At 70.5% G+C, this 11,710-nt stretch carries 14 protein-coding genes; 13 read left to right on the top strand and 1 reads right to left on the bottom strand.

The annotated features are described in order from the left end of the window. The first annotated feature begins 1 nt into the window (after position 1). Together JOD54_RS24405 and JOD54_RS24400 are read left to right on the top strand one after the other, a co-directional pair. A complete protein-coding gene (locus tag JOD54_RS24405; protein WP_204453488.1) occupies positions 2-1,054 on the top strand; it encodes a MupA/Atu3671 family FMN-dependent luciferase-like monooxygenase in 1,053 nt (350 codons plus the stop codon). A 73-nt stretch (positions 1,055-1,127) separates the two neighbouring features. Beyond that, entirely contained in the window at positions 1,128-1,475 is a 348-nt protein-coding gene (locus JOD54_RS24400) for a hypothetical protein (protein ID WP_204453487.1), read from the top strand. 15 nt (positions 1,476-1,490) lie between these two features. Here JOD54_RS24400 and JOD54_RS24395 read toward each other — a convergent pair whose 3' ends face one another. Then, positions 1,491-2,372, bottom strand: a complete 882-nt coding sequence (locus JOD54_RS24395; protein ID WP_204453485.1) for a helix-turn-helix transcriptional regulator — start codon at positions 2,370-2,372, stop codon at positions 1,491-1,493. A 148-nt stretch (positions 2,373-2,520) separates the two neighbouring features. On the opposite strand from JOD54_RS24395, the gene JOD54_RS24390 reads away from it, so the two are divergent. The 11 genes from JOD54_RS24390 to JOD54_RS24340 all read left to right on the top strand — a co-directional run bounded on the left by JOD54_RS24390 (position 2,521) and on the right by JOD54_RS24340 (position 11,703). Then, positions 2,521-3,546 carry an aldo/keto reductase gene (locus tag JOD54_RS24390; RefSeq protein ID WP_204453484.1) on the top strand — a complete coding sequence of 342 codons (1,026 nt, stop codon included), beginning with the start codon at positions 2,521-2,523 and terminating at the stop codon, positions 3,544-3,546. After that, a complete protein-coding gene (locus tag JOD54_RS24385; protein WP_204453483.1) occupies positions 3,543-3,929 on the top strand; it encodes a carboxymuconolactone decarboxylase family protein in 387 nt (128 codons plus the stop codon). Before JOD54_RS24390 ends, JOD54_RS24385 begins: the two co-directional genes overlap by 4 nt. Continuing rightward, complete coding sequence (locus JOD54_RS24380) at positions 3,926-5,143, top strand: MFS transporter (RefSeq protein ID WP_204453482.1); 1,218 nt, start codon at positions 3,926-3,928, stop codon at positions 5,141-5,143. Before JOD54_RS24385 ends, JOD54_RS24380 begins: the two co-directional genes overlap by 4 nt. Before the next feature lie 192 nt (positions 5,144-5,335). Beyond that, entirely contained in the window at positions 5,336-6,130 is a 795-nt protein-coding gene (locus JOD54_RS24375; RefSeq protein ID WP_204453480.1) for an AfsA-related hotdog domain-containing protein, read from the top strand. 3 nt (positions 6,131-6,133) lie between these two features. Beyond that, a complete protein-coding gene (locus JOD54_RS24370; RefSeq protein ID WP_204453479.1) occupies positions 6,134-6,802 on the top strand; it encodes an HAD family hydrolase in 669 nt (222 codons plus the stop codon). Then, the gene (locus JOD54_RS24365) at positions 6,799-7,845 is read left to right on the top strand and encodes a 3-oxoacyl-ACP synthase III family protein (protein ID WP_307860248.1); all 1,047 of its coding nucleotides are present in this window, start codon (positions 6,799-6,801) and stop codon (positions 7,843-7,845) included. Before JOD54_RS24370 ends, JOD54_RS24365 begins: the two co-directional genes overlap by 4 nt. Before the next feature lie 26 nt (positions 7,846-7,871). Next, positions 7,872-8,477 (top strand): hypothetical protein, encoded by a 606-nt coding sequence (locus tag JOD54_RS24360; RefSeq protein ID WP_204453477.1) that lies wholly within the window; start codon positions 7,872-7,874, stop codon positions 8,475-8,477. Next, positions 8,477-9,295: a hypothetical protein gene (locus JOD54_RS24355; RefSeq protein WP_204453476.1), complete on the top strand. Its 819-nt coding sequence runs from the start codon at positions 8,477-8,479 to the stop codon at positions 9,293-9,295. Before JOD54_RS24360 ends, JOD54_RS24355 begins: the two co-directional genes overlap by 1 nt. Further along, entirely contained in the window at positions 9,295-9,504 is a 210-nt protein-coding gene (locus JOD54_RS24350) for a tautomerase family protein (RefSeq protein ID WP_204453474.1), read from the top strand. Before JOD54_RS24355 ends, JOD54_RS24350 begins: the two co-directional genes overlap by 1 nt. A 456-nt stretch (positions 9,505-9,960) precedes the next feature. Further along, a complete protein-coding gene (locus JOD54_RS24345; protein ID WP_204453471.1) occupies positions 9,961-10,953 on the top strand; it encodes an iron-containing redox enzyme family protein in 993 nt (330 codons plus the stop codon). Between the two features lie 48 nt (positions 10,954-11,001). Beyond that, complete coding sequence (locus JOD54_RS24340) at positions 11,002-11,703, top strand: 2OG-Fe dioxygenase family protein (RefSeq protein WP_204453469.1); 702 nt, start codon at positions 11,002-11,004, stop codon at positions 11,701-11,703. The last annotated feature ends 7 nt before the right edge of the window (positions 11,704-11,710 follow it).

Raw genomic sequence — 11,710 nt, 5'->3', positions numbered from 1 at the left:
CGTGGACTTCAGCCTGTTCTACTTCGCCGACGACAGCCGCGCGACCGGTGGCGACCGCTACCGGCTGTTGCTCTCGGGCGCGCGCTTCGCCGACGAGCACGGGTTCAGCGCGGTGTGGACGCCCGAGCGGCACTTCCACCCCTTCGGCGGTCTCTACCCGAACGCCGCGGTCACCAGCGCCGCGGTCGCCGCGATCACCAACCGGGTCGCGGTCCGCGCGGGCAGCGTCGTGGCACCGCTGCACGACCCGGTGCGCCTGGCGGAGGACTTCTCCGTGGTGGACAACCTCTCCAACGGACGGGTGGGGGTGTCCTTCGCCTCCGGGTGGCACGCGAGCGACTTCGCGCTGCGCCCGGACACCTACGCCAACCGGCGCGAGGTCACTCTGGCGCGGCTCGCGGAGGTCCGCTCACTCTGGCGCGGCGAACCCCGGCACGCGGTCGACGGGGCCGGGCACGCCTGTGAGCTGCGGGTGTACCCGCCACCCGTGCAATGCGAACTCCCGGTGTGGCTGACCAGTGCGGGTTCGGTCGAGTCGTTCGAGAACGCGGGCAGAGCGGGTGCCGGGTTGTTGACCCACCTGCTGGGTCAGGAACCCGACGAACTGGCGGCCAAGGTCGCCCGCTACCGCAAGACCGCCGCCGAGCACGGCGACGGGTGGCCCGGCCACGTGGTCCTGATGCTGCACGCGTTCGTCGACCCGGACGAGGTCGCCGCCCGAGCGGCGGTACGCCCGTCCATGCTGACCTACCTGCGCAGTTCACTGGACCTGTTCCTCGGAGCCAGGATCGCGGGCCGCCCCCGCATAGACGCCACCACCCTGCACCCCGACGACATCGACTTCATCGTCAACAACGCGTTCGACCGCTACTACGACCACGGGGCACTGCTCGGCTCACCCGCCAAACTGCTCCCCGCGATCGCGACCTACGCGGCGATGGGAGTGGACGAACTGGCCTGCCTGATCGACTTCGGCCTACCGGCGGACACCGTCCTGGCCGCTCTGCCCCACCTCGCCACCCTGCGCGAACTGGCGGCGGTGCGCCGGTCGTAGCTCCTGGCGGCCCGCCGGCAAGATGAACGGCGGGCCGCCAAGTGCAGGCACCCATGAGCACTACGATTCCACCGTGCGCACACCACCTGTTCCCGGCATCGGGGCCCACGCCCGCACGGCCACCCGGTTGCACCCGTCGGCGGGGTCGCCTACCTCGGCGGACAGCCACATCGGTGGTCCGATGCGTTGGCCTGCCGACGAAACATGGCCGTACTGCGCGGATCCGCTACCAGACGGCTCGTTCGGGCAGGCGTTGGTCGGGGTCGCGCAGTTCTACCGCCGGGATTTCCCGGCCAGCGACGGCTGCTCGTGCGAGACCGACGAAACCGTTGTGGGCTGGGAGTTCGGCCGGGAGGGTGCGCTGAACATCCTGGTCTGCCCCAACAACGTGGAGCACCGGCCGATCCCCTGGGTCGACTAGAGGAGTGCCCGAGCGTCAGCGCTGGTCGGACCGGCGTCGGGGGCGTTCGGCCGTGGTTTCCGCGCTGGGGTTCACCAGGTTGAGCAGCATCATCGAGTCGTGGTCGACCGTGCCCGTGGGGGCTTGGTAGACGACCAGGCGCTGGTGGTCGTTGGTGACGTCGAGGACCTCGTAGGTCAGCGCCATGCGGCCGACGTTGGGGTGGTTGAGGAGTTTGCGGCCGGTGGAGAGGCTGCGGACGTCGTGTTGTTGCCAGAGGGTGCGGAACTCTGGGCTCTGCTCGCTGAGCTCGTCCACGAGGGCCTTCAGCGCGGGGGCGCCCGGTAGCAGGCCCTCCATCGCGTGCAGGTGCGCCACGGCGTTGTGGGCGATCGAACTCCAGTCCTCGAACAGCGTCGCCGCGGTCGGGTGCAGGAAGATGTAGCGGATCGTGTTGCGGCGTGCGGCAGGCCACTCGTCCAGGCCCGCCAACAGCGCCAGGCCGGCCGGGTTGGCGGCGAGCATGTCGTTCCACCGGTTCAGCACGTACGCGGGGGACGGGGTCACGGTGTCGAGCAGTTGGAGAACGGCGGGTCGCACGGCGCGCGGGGCGGGCAGTGCGGCTTGGGCGCGGTTGCCCGTGTGCGCGGCGAGTCGGAACAGGTGGTCGCGTTCCTCGCCTTCCAGCAGCAGGGTCGTGGCCAGCGATTCCAGCACCGCGATGCTCGGGTTGCGCTCGCGCCCCTGCTCCAGCCGCGTGTAGTAGTCCACGCTGACCCCGGCGGCTGCGGCGACCTCCTCGCGCCGCAGGCCCTGCGTGCGGCGGACGGTGTGCCCGTTGGTCAGCCCGATGTCGGCGGGCCGGACCTTCGCCCGGCGCGACCGCAGGAAGGTGCTGAGGTCCGTTTGCTGCGCCATGGACCCATGCTGCCACGGGTGTCCGGTCGCTGCCTGGGTGTGCGGCACCCAGGCAGCGCACTCCTAGTGACGGCGCACCCCGGGTAGCCGACTCCCAGGGTGGACCGCGTCCTGCCGCCGCGCCGCGCGGGTCAGCAGGGTTGGTGCCATGAGCGAGACAGCACAACCCCTGGAGGCGGGGCGGACCAGGCTCCTCGGCGGGGTCCCGGTCGGCCTGTTCGGCCTCGGTTGCATGGGCATGAGCGAGTTCTACGGCGCGCACGACGACGCGCGGTCGACCGAGGTGCTGCACGCGGCCATCGACGCGGGCGTGACCCTGCTGGATACCGCCGACATGTACGGCGACGGGCACAACGAGCGGCTCGTCGGCGCCGTGGTGCGCACCCGGCACGCGTTCGTGGCCACCAAGTTCGGCATCCGCCGCGACGGCGGGCGCCGGTGGAACGATTCCAGCCCCGGCTACCTGCGCACCGCCTGCGACGCCAGCCTGCGCAGGCTCGGCGTCGACACCATCGACCTGTACTACGCGCACCGCCTCGACGGCACCACGCCGGTGGAGGACACCGTCGGCGCGCTCTCCGAGCTCGTCCAGTCGGGCAAGGTGCGCCACATCGGCCTGTCCGAGGTCGACGCCGCCACGCTGCGCCGCGCGCACGCCGTGCACCCCATCGCGGCGGTGCAGAGCGAGTTGTCGCTGTGGACCAGGGACGTGGTCAGCGACGGCGTCCTCGCCGCCGCCCGCGAGCAGGGCACCGCCCTGGTCGCGTACTCCCCGCTGGGCCGCGGCTTCCTCACCGGCGCACTGCGCGACCGCGACGGCCTCGCCGAGGACGACTTCCGCTTCACCAACCCGCGCTTCACCGAGACCAACCTGGCCGCGAACCTGCCGCTGCTGGGCGCGGTCGACCAGGTCGCCGAGCGCCACGGCGCGAGCCACGCGCAGATCGCCCTCGCCTGGGTGCTGGCGCAGGGCGAGGACGTCATCCCGATCCCGGGCACCCGGCGCCTGGACCACCTGCGGGAGAACCTGGCCGCCGCCGCGATCACCCTCACCGACGCCGAGGTGGCCGCGCTCGACGCCGCCTTCGCCCCGGACAAGGTGCACGGGCAGCGCTACCCGGCCGCCACCCTGCCCGCCACCGGCCCGGCAGGCGTCGAGGAGGAGCGGGCATGAGCGAGCGAGAGCAGGTCGGTCGGGAGGTCATGCTGGGCCTGGGCATCGACCCGGACGCGGTGATCGCGTCGGTCGCCCCGCTCGACGACCGCTTCGGCACCACGATCGTCGAGTACGCCTTCGGCGACATCGTCAGCAGGCCCGGCCTCGACCTGCGCACCCGCCAGCTCGTCACCCTGGCGCTGCTGGCCGGGCAGGGCGGCTGCGAGCCGCAGTTGGACACGCACATCCCAGCGACCCTGCGGGCGGGCGCCACCCGCGCGGAGATCGTCGCGCTGTTCGTCCACCTCACCCCGTACGTCGGGATCCCCCGCTCGCTCAACGCGCTGTACCAGGCGAAGAAGCTGTTCGCGGCGGCCGACTCCCAGGAGGGAACACCATGACCGCCCAGCCAGACACGACCCGCCCGCCCGAGGCCGCCGACCCGGTCGAGGACACCGACACCCGCTCCTGGCCCGCGGTCTGGGTCTTGGGCCTCGGCACGTTCCTGTTCGTCACCACCGAGCTGCTCCCGGTGGGCCTGCTCCCGTCCATCGGCGCGGGCGTGGGTGTGCCCGTCGGCATCGCCGGGCTCGTCGTGTCCGTCTACGGCGGTATCGCGGCGCTGACCGCGGCGCCGCTGACCTCCTGGGTGCGGCGGATGGACCGGCGCACGCTGTTGGTGTCGCTGCTGGGGTTGCTGGTCGTGGGCAACGTCATTTCCGCGGTCGCGCCGAACTACCTGGTGCTGATGCTGGGCCGGGTCGTGATCGCCTTCGCCCACGGCGTGTTCTGGTCCACCACACCGGCCGTCGGCACTCGCCTGGTCGAACCGAAGAACGCGGTGCGCGCCCTGTCCGTTGTGCTGGGCGGGATCTCGGTCGCCTCGGTGGTCGGGGTGCCGCTGGGCACGGCCATCGGTCAGGCGACGAACTGGCGGGTCGCGTTCCTGGCGGCGGCCGGGGCCGGTCTGCTGGTGCTGGTGGCGGTGCTGGTCCTGTTGCCGTCCATGCGGGCCCGCAACAGCGGCGGTCTCGCGGCGATCCCGCAGCTGCTGCGCAACGGCCCGTTCCTGGTGGCCATCGCGGTCGCGGCGCTCACCATGATCGGCCACTACCTCGCCTACACCTACGTCACGCCCTACCTCGAGGACGTGGTGGGCATCTCGCCCGGCATGGTCAGCGTGCTGCTGCTGGTGTTCGGCGCGGCGGGCATCGCGGGCAACTTCCTCGCCGGTGGCGCTGTGGCCAAGGGGCTGCGCCGGGCCCTGGTGAGCGCGGTGGCCCTGCTGGCCGGGTCCCTGCTGGTGATCTCGCTGACCGGTGGCGCGTCGACCACCGCCGCGGTCGTGCTGCTGGTCGCCTGGGGCCTGTCGTACGCGGCGCTGCCGGTGTGCCTGCAGACCTTGGTGCTGCGGTCGGCGCCGGAGGCCACCGACGCCGCGTCGTCGCTCTACGTCGCGGTGTTCAACGCCTCGATCGCCCTTGGCGCGCTGGGCGGCGGTATCGCGGTGGAGTCCGCCGGAGTCGGTTCTGTCACGGTGGTCGGCGCCGTTCTCGTCGCCGCCGCGCTGATTGTCCTGCTGGTCTCCCGGAAATCCCGTCACAACGGGGGCTGACCCGGCAGGCGCTTGGCAACATCCTGACGCTCTACACAACTCGTGTCACGAAGTACGTGTTAGGTTCGAACTCGTAGGGGATGCGCAGGCGCGTCCCCTCGGGGATTGCTCCTGCGTCACAGGGATCTGTTCAGACGCGTGTATCGAAATCATCGACCGAAAACGCACGTGATACCTGAGGGGGTATTTTTCATGTCCATCGCGAGCAGCGGGATCGGCTTAGCCAGACGTGAGGACGAGGTCGGCGCCACGGTGGTCTGCCTGGTGGGGGACCGGTTCGCCGGGATGCGGGCGGTGCCGGGGGTGCACACCCTTGGTCAGCTCGTCGCCGACCTGCGCGGCGGCGGGCCGGTGCCGGACGCGATCGTGGTCGGCCAAGGCGTCGGCGAGTACGAACTCGACTACCTGCACAGCGTGCTCGCCAAGCGGGGCAACGCCAACGGGACCGTCGTGCTCGGCCCGGGCGGCGCTCCGGTGGCCAGGTCGTTGGTGCACAAGCACCGCGAGCAGAACGTGCTGTTGTCCGACCTGCGCCCGGTCGCCGCAGGTCGCTGGGAGGCCGGGTTGGTGGTGCACGGGGAGAACGAGCTGCTGCTCGACCACCAGACCGGCCAGCACGTGCAGGGCATGGTCGTCACCGAGGCGATGCGGCAGATGTTCATCGCCGTGTTCGAGGCCGAGCACGGCGTGCGGTACCCCGACCGGCACTACTACGTGGTGTGGAACTCGATCGATCTGACCTTCGAATCGTTCCTGTTCCCGCTTCCCGCGCAGCTCACCTGCGAGATCGTCGAATCCACTGTGGACGACCCGGAGCGGATGACATTCCGGGTGCGGATGGACCTCGCCCAGTCCGGCGCGGTCGCCGCGCACGCCGATATCCGTTTCGCCGCTTTCGACGATCACCGGATCAAGCGCTCGGAACTGCGCCGCGCGACGAGCGCGGTCGAGTCGCTGGTCGGTCGCTCCACCGCGAAGGAGTGCTGAACGGTGCGAGTCGCCGCGTTCTTCGACATTGACGAAACGCTGATCGCCGGTAAGAGCATGTTCGACTTCCTGCGATTCCACCTCGCCGACGACCGCAGCCCCCGGCTCGGTCAGGCCGAGCGGTTCGCGGCGTTCGAGCGGGCCGCGGCGGGCGGCGGGCTGCCCCGCGCCGAGGCCAACCGCGAGTACTACCGGATCTACCGCGGCGTGCCCGCCGACCTGGTGGACCGGCAGGGCCGGGAGTGGTTCGAGCGGTGCCGCCGAACGCCGGGTTTCATCAACCCGCGCGTGGTCGGCGCGCTGGTCCGGCACCGGCTCGCCGGTCACCGGGTGGTGTTGGTGAGCGGGTCGTTCCCGGCCTGCCTCGCCCCGCTCGCCGACGCCCTCGGCGCGCACGACCTGCTGTGCACCCGGCCGGAGGTCGGCGCGGACGGCCTGCTCACCGGTGAGGTCGACCGGTCGGTGATCGGCCCGGTCAAGGCGGCCGCGATGCGCGAGGTGGCCGAGCGGTTCGACCTCTCACTGCCGCTGAGCTTCGGCTACGGCGACCACGTCAGCGACCTGCCGCTGCTGCGCCAGGTCGGCCACCCGGTCGTGGTCGGGACCGACCCGGAACTGGGCAGGCACGCCGAGAACAACCGGTGGTTGCGCCTCGCGGGGGTGGCCGCGTGAGCCAGGACTGCTTCTGCGGGTGCGCGCTGGCGGAGGCGACCGACGGCCCCGCCGTGCACCAGAGCCCCATGCCCACCTCGGGCATCGGCATCCTCGGCTGCGGCGCCTACCTGCCGGACGAGGAGGTCGGCAACGACGTCGTCGCCGCCGAGGTCGGCGTCGAGGAGTCGTGGATCGAGCGCAAGACCGGCATCCTCGCCCGGCGCCGGGCCGCGCCGTGGCAGGCCGCCTCGGACCTGGCCGTGCCCGCCGCCAGGGAGGCGCTCGAGCGGGCCGGGCTGGCCGCGACCGACCTGTCCGTGATCATCATCGCCACGTCGACACCGGACTCGCCGCAGCCCGCCACGGCGTGCGTGGTGCAGGACAAGCTGGGCGCGGTCAACGCCGCCGCGTTCGACGTCAACGCCGTGTGCAGCGGCTTCGTGTTCGCGCTGGAGACCGCGCGCAGGCTCGTCGCCGACGGCGGGCACGCGCTCGTCGTCGGGGTGGACGTGTACTCGCGGATCCTCGACCCCACCGACCGGCGCACCGCCGTGCTCTTCGGCGACGGCGCGGGCGCGGTGGTGGTCGGCCCGGCGCGGCCTGGTCGGGGCATCGTCGCCTCGGCGCTGTCGAGCTACGGGCAGCACACGAGCCTGATCGCCGTCCCCGGTGGCGGCAGCCGCGTCCCGCCGACGAAGGAGTCGCTGGCCGCGGGCGCGCACTACTTCACCATGAACGGCCGCGCGGTGCGCGAGTTCGTCGACCGCGAGGTCCCCGGCGCGGTGCGCGGGTTCCTGGCCAGCACCGGGTACACCGACGACACCGTCGCGCACTTCGTCCCGCACCAGGCCAACGGCCACATGCTGGCCGACCTGCAGCACAACCTGGCCTTCCCGACCGCCCGCACCCACCTCACCTTCGAGCGCTACGGCAACACCGGCGCCGCCTCGGTGCCCATCACGTTGGCCGCCGCCCAGCACGAGATCGCCGACGGCGACCTGGTCCTGCTCACCGCCTTCGGCGGCGGCATGGCCATGGGCATGTGCCTCATCCGCTGGTGAACCCCCTCCGACGAAAGGAAAGTCCCATGGCCGCGACCACGTTGTTGGTCACCGAGGTCACCACCGCCGACGGTGCGCTGGAGGCCGCCGCCAAGCAGTGGGCCGAGATCCGCCCCGGCGGCGACCTGTTCCGCTCGCTGGAGGGTTCCACGCTGCTGCGGCTCACCGCGCTCACCGGTGTCGAGGCGCTGGCGGGGGAGACGGAGCTGTTCGAGCGCGAGTTCACCGAGCTGGCCCCGTACGTCGCCGGTGACTTCCGCCGCCAGGTGTTGACCTTCGTCGAGGCACCGAAGTCCACAGAGGACGCGGTGCCGCAGACCAGGTACGTGCAGCTGCGGCACATCGAGGTGCCGCCCGCGGTGTTCGCCGACTACCGGACGTGGCGGGAGGGCACCATCTTCGACGTGGTGCGCCGCGCCGAGGAGGTCGAGGTGTTCCTGGCCTACCACTCGCTGCTGAGCACCGAACCCGGCGTCATGTTCGTCTCCGGCTTCGACACCACCCCCGAGCGGTACGGGGCCGTGTTCTCCAGCGCCGAGTACCAGGAGATCGTCCGGCAGGCCGGGTCGGCCTACATCGCCGGTGGCGAGCGCGGGCTGTTCACCACGATCTACGAGCGCGTCACCGGCTGATGGTCGCCTTAACGCCCACCACCCAGGGACCGCTCTACCCGCCGAGCGAGATCATGAACGCCGACGGCGACTTCGTCGTGGTGGGACGGGTCAACCGGACCTCGCCCGACGGCGTGGTCGCCCCGTGGGGTTCGGCGATCGTCAGCGCCAAGAGCCCGGTGCCCGAGTTCGGGCGGCACCTGCCGCACGACGTCCTGCGCGAGATCACCCCGGCCGACGACGACATGGTGCTCTACACGCTGCCGACCCCGTTGCCGTGCAACAACTACCCGATGACCTTCTCGCCGGACCAACCGCCCGCGGCCAGGATCCTGCCCAGCTACCCGCTGCACGAGGTGCCCATCCCGGACCTGCGCGCCGAGGACGGGCGCAAGGTCACCGAGCCGATCACCCTCGGCCACTGGCTGCGGGCCAAGGGCGAGGTGTCGGTGAAGGTCTGCCCGGACCGCTACCACGCCGAGTTCGACTTCGAGTTCGCCGACCTCATCCCGAACAGCCTCTACACGGTGATGTCGCTGCGCGAGCTCGACCTCGACCCGGTCGCGGGGCCGACCAGGCCGGGACCGCTGGGCGTGCCGAACGTGTTCGTCACCGACCGCTGCGGCGCGGCCAGGTACTCGGCCACCCTGCCCGACCCGTTCCCCACCACCGACCGGCCGGGCCGCAACCGGATCATCAACGTCATCGTGCTCTGGATGAGCTACCAGCGCAGCTACGGCGGCGCCATCGGCCAGTACGGCCTGGGCGGCGACATCCACGCCCAGCTCAAACTGACCGTCCCGTCCTTCTACGAGCACTGCACCACCCAGGAGCCCTGATGCCCATCCTGTCCGTCACCACCTGGCCAACCCCGGACGACAAGGTCCGCGAGCTGGTCGAAGAACTGACCGCCACCATGCACCGGGTCACCGGCGCCCCCATGGACAAGATCACCGTCCACGTCCAGGAGATCGCCCGCGACCGCTGGGCCGAGGGCGGCGTACTGGGCACCAACCCGGACTTCGCCACCCTGAGCCGCCGCCAGTAAGAGGCCGCCCCAGGTAAAAGACTGTGGACCCCGCCCCCTGTCCGGGGGGCGGGGTCCACTCCATTTGTGCCACATATGCGCCTGCAATGGGTTTCGGGCGGCAGTGGCGGAATACAATACTCCATTTCGTAAACGCGCGTAGTGCCTGCGAAAAGGTTTGCCATTTGCCATCTTTGATGGGCGTATCCCGCAGGATGGCGGAGTGTGGTTGCCGATCGTGTTGTTGCGGTAGTCGGGTGATGACATGTCCACCCGGTCGGCGTAGTAGCACCACCTCGACGACTAGCGACCCACAATTGGGGTGGCGGTTGAAGCGGATTGGGGGCAGATGGCAACCAAACGAATCGTTCACGCTCCTGCCACGGGAGGTTGATCTTTTCAATCGAGATGGGAGTAGTTGGATTGTCCACCACTGTTGATGTTTCTGCCCGGGCCAATGCGATCGGATCTGATCCGATGGCCGTTGTCGAGGAAATCTCCGCCTGGCTGTCCAGACCCGCTGAGGAGGTCGACCGGGAGTTCGCGGGCGAGCTGGACCGGTTACGCATCGCTGTTTCGGTGATGAACGCCGACGCAGCCGCGGGTGAGCAGCGCGCGCACTACTGCCAGCAACTCCTGCTGGCCAGGATCTACCAGTTGACCATGCAGATCCCCGACCAGCCGACCGCCGAGGGATCGGTGGTGGTGCACGAGGTGACGCGGCTGCTCGAGACCGCGACGCTGGCCGCCGAGGACGGCTGGATCGAGCCGGGCACCCTGGAGCAGGCGCCCGCCCAGCCGAAGGCGTACCTGTCCTGGCTCAAGACGACCGCCCGCGCGCACCGGGTGTTCAAGCACCCGTACTACCAGGACTTCATCAAGGACCACGCGACGGTCGACGACCTGCGCAACTACGTGATGCAGGAGTCGGTGGTCGACGGTCGCTTCGACGACCTGCTGGCGATGATGCAGGTGGGCACCAGCGGCGGCGCCAAGATGGAGATCGCCACCAACTTCTGGGACGAGATGGGCAACGGCAACCCGGCCGAGGTGCACACCCACCTGTTCAACAAGATCTTCGAGGTGTTCGAGATCAGCCCGGCTGAGCTGGAGGCGGGGCTGAGCGCGAACGCCCTGCTCAGCGGCAACCTGGCGGTCCTGCTGAGCCGCTACCGCAACTACTACGCCGAGGCCGTCGGCTTCCTCGGGATGACCGAGTGGTTGGTGCCCGACCGGTTCGTGCAGGTGGTCAAGGCGTGGGAGCGGCTCGGCCTGCCCGATGTCGGCATCGTCTACCACCGGCTGCACATCACGGTCGACGCGCAGCACGCCGCGGGCTGGTTCCACAACGTGGTGATCCCCGCCGCGTCCTCGCCCGCCATGCGCCGCGGCATGATGCGCGGCGCCTTGTGGCGGCTGAACTCCTCGTGCCGCTACCTCGACGAGCGGATGCCCAACACCTACCGCTGACTTCCGCGCACCTGCCTGCCAAGAACGCACAGGAAGGCGAGACGTTCTATGCCGCTGAACCACCAGAGCTTCACCGTGATCGACCTGCCGTCGCCACCGGCGGACGTCCTGGGCAGCTACGAGCGCTGCCCGGTCGACGACTACATGGGCAACGGCACCCGCTACAAGCGGTTCTCCCAGTACCGGATGCACTGGGAGCAGGACCGGGGTTGGGACTTCGAACTGCTGCCGCACCGGGACTACACCACGTACACCAAGTTCAACCCGGTGGCGGGCGGTATCCGCCGGATCTACCAACCGATCGAGGTGGACTTCACCGGGATGATCGCCGCGGGCGCCGCGGCCTTCCCGCTCGACACCGGCGAGAGCTGGCAGATCAACGTGCACCAGAACCGGACGCGGGCCGAGGGCGATCGGGTGGGCCCGCTGACCCCGGAGGGCGTGCACCGCGACGGCCACGAGTTCGTGATGATCGCCGTGCTGGCGCGCCACAACGTCGCGGGCGCCCAGACCCGGCTGTGGAACGACGGCGCCGAAGCGCCGTTCTGGAGCGGGACCCTCGAGGCCGGGCAGGCGGTCCTGCTCGACGACCGGGCGATCGCGCACGACGTGACCGACGTCGAATCCGCGGACGGCGGCCCGGCGCACCGCGACATCGTGATCGTGGCGTTCTCCCGCTGGCAGGAGAGGTGGTACGGCGACGAGCACGACCGCGCGGCGTTGGCCGAGTCCGAGGTCACCGGCAGTTGAGCAGCGC

This window comes from Actinokineospora baliensis (genome assembly GCF_016907695.1).
Lineage (GTDB): Bacteria > Actinomycetota > Actinomycetes > Mycobacteriales > Pseudonocardiaceae > Actinokineospora > Actinokineospora baliensis.
The sequence above is the reverse complement of the archived record's forward strand: the minus strand, read 5'-3'. Positions and strand labels throughout refer to the sequence as shown.

What these genes read in the sequence shown, in the direction of transcription:
- JOD54_RS24340 (WP_204453469.1), top strand. Translation starts at nt 11,002, where the DNA reads ATGCCGCTGAACCACCAGAGCTTCACCGTGATCGACCTGCCGTCGCCA.
- JOD54_RS24375 (WP_204453480.1), top strand. Translation starts at nt 5,336, where the DNA reads ATGTCCATCGCGAGCAGCGGGATCGGCTTAGCCAGACGTGAGGACGAG.
- JOD54_RS24360 (WP_204453477.1), top strand. Translation starts at nt 7,872, where the DNA reads ATGGCCGCGACCACGTTGTTGGTCACCGAGGTCACCACCGCCGACGGT.
- JOD54_RS24395 (WP_204453485.1), bottom strand. Translation starts at nt 2,372, where the DNA reads ATGGCGCAGCAAACGGACCTCAGCACCTTCCTGCGGTCGCGCCGGGCG.
- JOD54_RS24355 (WP_204453476.1), top strand. Translation starts at nt 8,477, where the DNA reads ATGGTCGCCTTAACGCCCACCACCCAGGGACCGCTCTACCCGCCGAGC.
- JOD54_RS24380 (WP_204453482.1), top strand. Translation starts at nt 3,926, where the DNA reads ATGACCGCCCAGCCAGACACGACCCGCCCGCCCGAGGCCGCCGACCCG.
- JOD54_RS24385 (WP_204453483.1), top strand. Translation starts at nt 3,543, where the DNA reads ATGAGCGAGCGAGAGCAGGTCGGTCGGGAGGTCATGCTGGGCCTGGGC.
- JOD54_RS24390 (WP_204453484.1), top strand. Translation starts at nt 2,521, where the DNA reads ATGAGCGAGACAGCACAACCCCTGGAGGCGGGGCGGACCAGGCTCCTC.
- JOD54_RS24345 (WP_204453471.1), top strand. Translation starts at nt 9,961, where the DNA reads ATGGCCGTTGTCGAGGAAATCTCCGCCTGGCTGTCCAGACCCGCTGAG.
- JOD54_RS24350 (WP_204453474.1), top strand. Translation starts at nt 9,295, where the DNA reads ATGCCCATCCTGTCCGTCACCACCTGGCCAACCCCGGACGACAAGGTC.